The 6,732-nt window shown below is 72.2% G+C and carries 5 protein-coding genes and 1 pseudogene; 1 reads left to right on the plus strand and 5 read right to left on the minus strand.

Annotation, left to right across the window (positions count from 1 at the left end):
• The 5 genes and pseudogenes from ACCP09_RS39740 to ACCP09_RS39760 form a co-directional block, all read right to left on the minus strand.
• Nucleotides 1-252 (minus strand): annotated as a pseudogene (locus ACCP09_RS39740) (lipoyl synthase); the annotation flags it as partial.
• Between the two features lie 68 nt (nt 253-320).
• Nucleotides 321-1,718, minus strand: coding sequence for a dihydrolipoyl dehydrogenase (lpdA, locus tag ACCP09_RS39745; RefSeq protein WP_237338454.1), 1,398 nt, complete (start codon nt 1,716-1,718; stop codon nt 321-323).
• Between the two features lie 10 nt (nt 1,719-1,728).
• Nucleotides 1,729-3,234: a 2-oxo acid dehydrogenase subunit E2 gene (locus ACCP09_RS39750; RefSeq protein ID WP_433754246.1), complete on the minus strand. Its 1,506-nt coding sequence runs from the start codon at nt 3,232-3,234 to the stop codon at nt 1,729-1,731.
• Between the two features lie 2 nt (nt 3,235-3,236).
• Nucleotides 3,237-4,268 carry an alpha-ketoacid dehydrogenase subunit beta gene (locus ACCP09_RS39755; protein WP_237338456.1) on the minus strand — a complete coding sequence of 344 codons (1,032 nt, stop codon included), beginning with the start codon at nt 4,266-4,268 and terminating at the stop codon, nt 3,237-3,239.
• 14 nt (nt 4,269-4,282) lie between these two features.
• Entirely contained in the window at nt 4,283-5,248 is a 966-nt protein-coding gene (locus tag ACCP09_RS39760) for a thiamine pyrophosphate-dependent dehydrogenase E1 component subunit alpha (RefSeq protein ID WP_027929442.1), read from the minus strand.
• A 187-nt stretch (nt 5,249-5,435) separates the two neighbouring features.
• On the opposite strand from ACCP09_RS39760, the gene ACCP09_RS39765 reads away from it, so the two are divergent.
• On the plus strand, nt 5,436-6,626 hold the full coding sequence (locus tag ACCP09_RS39765) for a GAF domain-containing protein (RefSeq protein ID WP_433754249.1): 1,191 nt from the start codon (nt 5,436-5,438) through the stop codon (nt 6,624-6,626).
• The last annotated feature ends 106 nt before the right edge of the window (nt 6,627-6,732 follow it).

Consider the following 6,732-nt stretch of genomic DNA (forward strand, 5'->3'; position numbering starts at 1 on the left):
GCGGCGGGTGCACTGGTCACCACCGATGAGGAAGGTCGCCTCGCGGTCCTCCCAGCACTCGTAGATGTTGGGACAGCCCGCCTCCTCACAGACCGTGTGCAGGCCCTCCCGCCGCACCAGGCCCTTGAGCTCGGTGAACTCCGGCCCCATCTTCGCGCGGGTCTTGATCCAGGACGGCTTCTTCTCGATCGGCGTTTCACTGTTGCGGACCTCGAGCCGCAGCAGCTTCCGACCTTCAGGCACAACAGTCACCTCCGGGACGTGGCGGTTCTCCTGCCGCGCCGGAGCCGGGTCGCGGCGCGGCAGGAGAACCGGGCTGGTCAGCTGTTGAGCGAGCGCCCCAGAGCGGCCAGGACCGATTCGTGCATCGCTTCGGAGAGCGTCGGGTGGGCGAACACGACTTCGGCGAGGTCCTCCGTGGTCGCCTCGAGGGACTGGGCGATCCCGAACCCCTGGATCTGCTCGGTCACCTCCGGGCCCACCATGTGCGCGCCGAGCAGTTCACCGGTGTCGGCGTCGAACACGGTCTTGACGAACCCGTCGCCCTCGCCGATCGCCAGCGCCTTGCCCGAGGCGGTGTAGTCGAACCTGCCGACCCGCAGGCGCCGCCCGGTGGCGCGCGCCTGCTCCTCGGTCAGGCCCAGGTGCGCGACCTGCGGCCGCGCGTAGGTGCAGGCCGGCACGCGCCGCCGGTCGAGTGGCCGGACGTGCTCGACGCCGGCCAGCTTCTCGACGCACAGCACGCCTTCGTGACTGGCCTTGTGGGCCAGGCACGGCGCGCCCGCGACGTCACCGATCGCGTAGACGCCGAACGCGGTGGTCCGGCACCACTCGTCGGTGCGGACGAACCCGCGCTCGACCTCGACCCCGGCCTCCTCGAGCCCGAGGTCCTCGACGTTGCCCTGGATGCCCGCGGCGACCAGGACCCGTTCGGTGGTGATCTTCTCCGCCGACCCGTCGGACAGGGTCAGGGTCGTGGTGACCGCGTCGATCCCGGCGTCCACACCGGACACCGACGCTCCCTGGTGGACAGTGATGCCGCGGTCCGTGAACCGCTTGCGGACGTGCTCGGCGACCGTGGCGTCCTCGGCCGGCATGATGCGCGGCATCGCCTCGACGAGCGTCACCGCGGTCCCCAGGTCGCGGTAGAGGCTGGCGAACTCCACGCCGATCGCGCCGGACCCGACGACCAGCAGCGACTCCGGCAGTGACGGCGGCGTCAGCGCCTGGAAGTAGGTCCAGACGCGCTCGCCGTCGGGCGCCACGCCGGGGATCGAGCGCGGCCGGGCTCCGGTCGCGAGGATCGTGTGGTCCGCCCGGTAGCGGGTGCGCGCACCGTCCGCGGCGACGTCGATCTCGCCCCGGCCCGCCAACCGGGCCGTGCCCGTGATCACCTCCACACCGTTCTTCTTCAGCAGGTAGCCGATCCCGTTCGACAAGCGTTCCGACACCGAGCGGCTGAACTTCACCAGCCCGGCCATGTCGAAGGTGACCCCGGCGGCGCGGAACCCGAGCGGCTCGAGGTTGGCCAGGGTGTGCGCGACGTCCGCCCCATGCAGCATCGCCTTGGTCGGGATGCACCCCCAGTTCAGGCAGATCCCGCCGAGCCGGTCGCGCTCGACTACCGCGGTGCGCAGCCCCAGCTGGGCCGCGCGGATCGCGGCGACGTAACCGCCCGGGCCACTGCCGACGACGAGGACGTCGTACTTCTCGCTCATGGCAGTCCTCCTAGACGAGCATCAGGGCGGGCGACTCGACGAGACGCTTGAGCTCCCGCAGGAACTCCGCGCCCAGCGCGCCGTCGATCACGCGGTGGTCGCAGGACAACGTCGCGGTCAGCAGCGTGCGCACGACCACCTCCCCGCCTGCGACGACCGGGCACGGCCGTCCGGCACCGACGGCGAGGATCGCGCCCTGCGGCGGGTTGATGATCGCGTCGAACTCCGTCACCCCGTACATGCCCAGGTTGGAGATCGTGAAGGTGCCGCCCTGGAACTCCTCGGGCCGCAGCCTGCCGGTCTTGGCCTTGGTGACCAGGCTGTGCACCTCGGCCGAGATCTCGGCGAGCGATTTGCCCTCCGCCGCCCGGACGATCGGGGTGACCAGGCCGCCGGGGAGCGCGACGGCGACCGAGATGTCGGCCGCGGAGTGCCGGAGCACCGCCTGCGCGCTCTCGTCGAACTGCACGTTGACGTCGGGCACCCGCCGCAGCGCCGCCGCGCAGGCCTTGATCAGGAAGTCGTTGACCGACAGCTTCACCTTCGGCACGGTCCCGTTGATTCGCTCGCGCAACGCCAGCAGCTCGTCGATCTCCAGGTCGACGCTCACCCGGAAGTGCGGCGCGGTCTGCTTCGAGGCCTGCAGGCGCCGCCCGATCTCCTTGCGCATCGGCGACAACGGCACGGTTTCGACCCGCGCGCCGCTCTCGGCGGGAGCCGCGGGAACCTCGGGCGCGGCTGTCAGGCCGAACCTGCGCTCGGCCTCCCGCACATCCGCCTCGCACACCCGGCCGCGGGAGCCGGTGGCGCGGCAGTCGTACAGGTTGATGCCCAGCCGCGCGGCCAGACGGCGGGCCACCGGGGTGGCGGGCACCGCGCTGTCGTCCTGGCTGGAGCGTCCCGGCACGGTGGGGCGGGGCGGTGCGGGCGCGGGCGCGACCCGTCCACCGGCCGCGCCGACCGCGGCGTGGACGTCGGCGACCGAGATCCGGCCATCGCGGCCGCTGCCCGGCACCTTCGCCAGGTCGATCCCCAGCTCCCGGCCGAGGCGGCGGGCGCGGGGGGTGGCGAAGACGTCCTCGCCGATCCGTCCCCGCAACTCCGGCGGCACGACCGTGTCCCCCGCCGGGCCCGGTTCCGGGGCGGCGGGACGCGCCGGCACCGGATCGGCGAGGCTCGCACCGTCACCGTTGGCCGCGACCGGCGCGGTATCCCCCTGCGCGCCGGTCCCGTGCCGGGCGAGGAAACGCTCGATCTCGTCGTCACTCACGCTCTCCGGAGCCGACACCGCGATCGGCGCGCCGACCGGCAGGGTCTGGCCGGGCCGCGCGAGGACGCGCCGGAGCACGCCGTCGAACGGCGCCTCCATCTCGTTGGTGATCTTGCTCGTCTCGACCTCGCACAGCAGGTCGCCCTTGCGGAAGCCGGCCCCCTCCGCCAGCCGCCACGCGGTCACGGTGCCTTCCTCCATGGACAGGCCCCACTTCGGGATCTCGATCAGCTTGATGTCGCTCATGATCAGACCGCCAGCGTCTTGCGAACAGCGGCTTCGATCCGCGCCGCGCTCGGCAGCCACGCCTGCTCCAGCGCCGGCGAGAACGGCACCGGCGTGTGCGGCGGGGTGACCAGCTCGATGGGCGCGCGCAGCGACCCGAACGCCTTGGTCGAGATCAACGCCGCGAGGTCGTGCCCGAAACCGCAGCGGGCGGCGGATTCGTCGACGATCACGACCCGTCCGGTGGAGGCCACCGATTCCAGCACGCCTTCCTCGTCCAGCGGGGACACCGTGCGCGGGTCGACCACCTCGACGGAGATGCCTTCGGCGGCGAGCTTGTCGGCGGCTTCGTTGGCCCGGTTCACCATGGCCGACAAGGCGATCACGGTGACGTCGTCACCTTCGCGGGTGTAGTTGGCGACGCCGAACGGGAGGGTGTAGGCCTCGTCGGGCACCTCGGCCTTCTGGTCGTAGAGCGTCTTGTGCTCGCAGAACACGACCGGGTCGTCGTCCCGGATCGCCTGGATCAGCAACCCCTTGGCGTCGTAGGCGTTGGACGGCGCGACCACCTTCAGGCCCGGTACCGCGGCGAACACGTTGTACGGGGACTGCGAGTGCTGGGCGGCGGCGGAGAACCCGGCGCCGATCATGCCGCGCACCACCATCGGGGTGCGGGCCTTGCCACCGAACATGTACCGGAACTTCGCGGCCTGGTTGTAGAGCGCGTCGTAACAGACCCCGAAGAAGTCCATGAACATCAGCTCGGCGACCGGGCGCAGCCCGGTGAGCGCGGCCCCTGCCGCCATCCCGATAATGGCCGACTCGGTGATCGGGGTGTCGATCACCCGGTCGGACCCGAACTCGGTCCACAGGCCCTTGGTGACGCCCAGCACGCCGCCGAACGCCTCGATCTTCTTGGTCTCCAGGTCGGGGTTGGTGCCGGCCTGACCGCCGCGGAGGTCCTCACCGATCTGCACCACCGTGGCGTCGCGCGCCATCTCCTGGGCGAGAGCGTCCTTGATCGCCTCGCGGTACGTCTTCTTCGACGTGGCCATGGGATTTCCCTTTCTCAGTACGAGACGTAGACGTCGGTCAGCAGGTTCTCCGCCGGCGGGTACGCGGCCGCGCGGGCCTTCGCCACCGCCGCGTCGACGCGGGCGCGCGACTCCTCGTCGATCGCGTCGAACTCGGCCGCCTTCACCTTCCTGGCGTCCACCCGGCTGCGGAAGATCCGCAGCGGGTCCTGGGTGGCGCGCAGCTCCGCGACCTGCTCGGGCGTCCGGTACAGCTGCGCGTCCCCCTCGAAGTGGCCGAACCACCGGTGCGCCTGCGCCTCGATGGTCGTCGGGCCGCCACCGGTGCGCGCCCGTTCGACGGCCTCCCGCGCCGCGTCGTGCACGGCGAAGAAGTCCGTGCCGTCCACGGTGACCGCGGGCATGCCGAAGGACGCCGCGCGCGCCGCGATGTCGGGAGCGCCCACCGCGTAGTCGGTGCCGGTGGCCTCGCCGTAGCCGTTGTTCTCGATGACGAAGACGATCGGGAGCTTCAGGACGACGGCCATGTTCATGGCCTCGAACACGGTGCCCTGGTTGGACCCGCCGTCGCCGGTGAACGAGGCGGCCACCCCGCCGTTGCCGAGCGTCTTGGCGCTGAGCGCGGCTCCGATCGCGAGCGAGGGCGCGCCGCCGACGATCGCGTTGGCCCCCAGCATGCCGACGGAGAGGTCGGCGATGTGCATCGATCCGCCCTTGCCGTGGCACAGTCCGGCGTCCTTGCCGAAGATCTCCGCCATCATGCCGTCGATGTCGCAGCCCTTCGCGATGCAGTGGCCGTGCCCGCGGTGGGTCGATCCGATGTAGTCGGTCGGGGCGAGGTTCTCGCAGACGCCGACCGCGATGGCCTCCTGACCGGAGTAGAGGTGGATGAACCCCGGGATGTCGCCGGTGGCGTTCTCCTCGTGGAGGCGGTCTTCGAACGCGCGGATCTCGGACATCCTCCGATAGGCACGCAACAGTGCCTGCCTGTTCAGGGACATGGCGCTCCTCAGCTGGTCGGGTCGGTGTGAACGCCGACCGTAGGAGCGCCCGCGGCCGCGGGACCAGCGTTGCAGGGGGTTGCGGTGCGGGAACGGGACGTGCAACTCCCTGCAACCCTTGCCGCCCGGGCCGCCGGCGCGGTTCCCTGCTCGGAGCTGGGATCACCGACGCGACCGGCAGGGAGCCATGCGCCACCACCCGTTCACCGCCGACCCGCGGCAGTACGCGCGGAACGTGGCCCGCGCACAGGACCTCGTCCTGGCCGGGGGCCGGCCGGGCACCGCGCCCCGCCCGGTCATCTCGCAGTCCTGGCTTCGCGTCAGCCGCCAGGGTGTCGATCCGGACCGGGCCGCCGTGGATCCCGTGTCCCCCGGCGACCTGGAGGAGCGCCGCGCCGGCTGCGGCCTGACCAGGAAGGCGGTGCGGACACTGCGGGACGGGCTGGTGCCGCTCGCCGGGGACACCGGGCACATCGTGGTGATCGTGGACGCCGACGGGCTGGTCCTGTGGCGCGAAGGGCATCCGGGCGTGGCCCGGCGGGCCGACCGGCTGGGTTTCGTGGACGGCGCCTGCTGGGCGGAGAACACCGTCGGTACCAACGCCATCGGCACCGCGCTCGTCGAGCGGCGCCCGATCCAGGTGCACTCGACCGAGCACTACGCACGCAACCACCACGAATGGTCCTGCGCGGCCGCGCCGATCCGCGACCCCCGGGACGGCACGCTGCTCGGCGCGGTCGACATCAGCGGACCGGTCTCGACCGCGCACCCCGCGATCCTCGCGCTCGTCACCGCGCTCGCGGGCCTGGCCGAAGCGAGCCTGCGGGAAGACCACCGTTGCGCCCTCGACCGGCTCCGCGCCACGGCCGCGCCGCTGCTGCCAAAGGTCGCCGGACCGGCTTTGGTGCTGGACCGGTCCGGCTGGGTCGCCGCCGCCAAAGGGCTGCCGCCGGTCGACCGCGTCCCGCTCCCCCGCACCCTGAACACCGACCGGATCTGGCTGCCCGCGCTGGGACACTGCACCGTCGAGCTCCTGCCCGACGGCGTCCTCGTCCGGCCGGTGGACGACGAACGCCCGGCCGTCGCACGGGTCGTGCTCGACCCGGGCTCCGGCGGTCGTCCCAGCCTCGTCGTGGAGGGTGAGACGGGCAGCTGGACGCACCGCCTGTCCCCCCGCCACTGGGACATCCTGCTCGAACTGGCCCGCCACCGGGCCGGGCTCACCGCCACCGAACTCGCGGCCCGCCTGTTCGGCGACCCCTCCCGCACCGTCACCGTCCGCGCCGAGCTGTCCCGGCTGCGCAAACGACTCCCCGACGTGCTCGACCACCGCCCGTACCGGTTCCGGGACGCAGTGGACGTCATCATCCGCGACTAGCGCGGCTCAGCCGGCCAGCACCTGCGGCGACAGCTGCTTCAGCATCGCGTCGGTCCACTTCAGCCTGCGCGGCGTGGGGCGGACGGCGGGCGGCTCACCGGATGTG

The sequence above is a fragment of the Amycolatopsis sp. 3B14 genome, from assembly GCF_050958625.1.
Taxonomy (GTDB): Bacteria; Actinomycetota; Actinomycetes; order Mycobacteriales; family Pseudonocardiaceae; genus Amycolatopsis_E; species Amycolatopsis_E thermoflava.

Bases quoted from the DNA above. Each gene is read 5' to 3' on its own strand.
- ACCP09_RS39755 (WP_237338456.1), bottom strand. From the start codon at position 4,268: ATGGCCACGTCGAAGAAGACGTACCGCGAGGCGATCAAGGACGCTCTC.
- ACCP09_RS39750 (WP_433754246.1), bottom strand. From the start codon at position 3,234: ATGAGCGACATCAAGCTGATCGAGATCCCGAAGTGGGGCCTGTCCATG.
- ACCP09_RS39760 (WP_027929442.1), bottom strand. From the start codon at position 5,248: ATGTCCCTGAACAGGCAGGCACTGTTGCGTGCCTATCGGAGGATGTCC.
- ACCP09_RS39765 (WP_433754249.1), top strand. From the start codon at position 5,436: ATGCGCCACCACCCGTTCACCGCCGACCCGCGGCAGTACGCGCGGAAC.
- lpdA (WP_237338454.1), bottom strand. From the start codon at position 1,718: ATGAGCGAGAAGTACGACGTCCTCGTCGTCGGCAGTGGCCCGGGCGGT.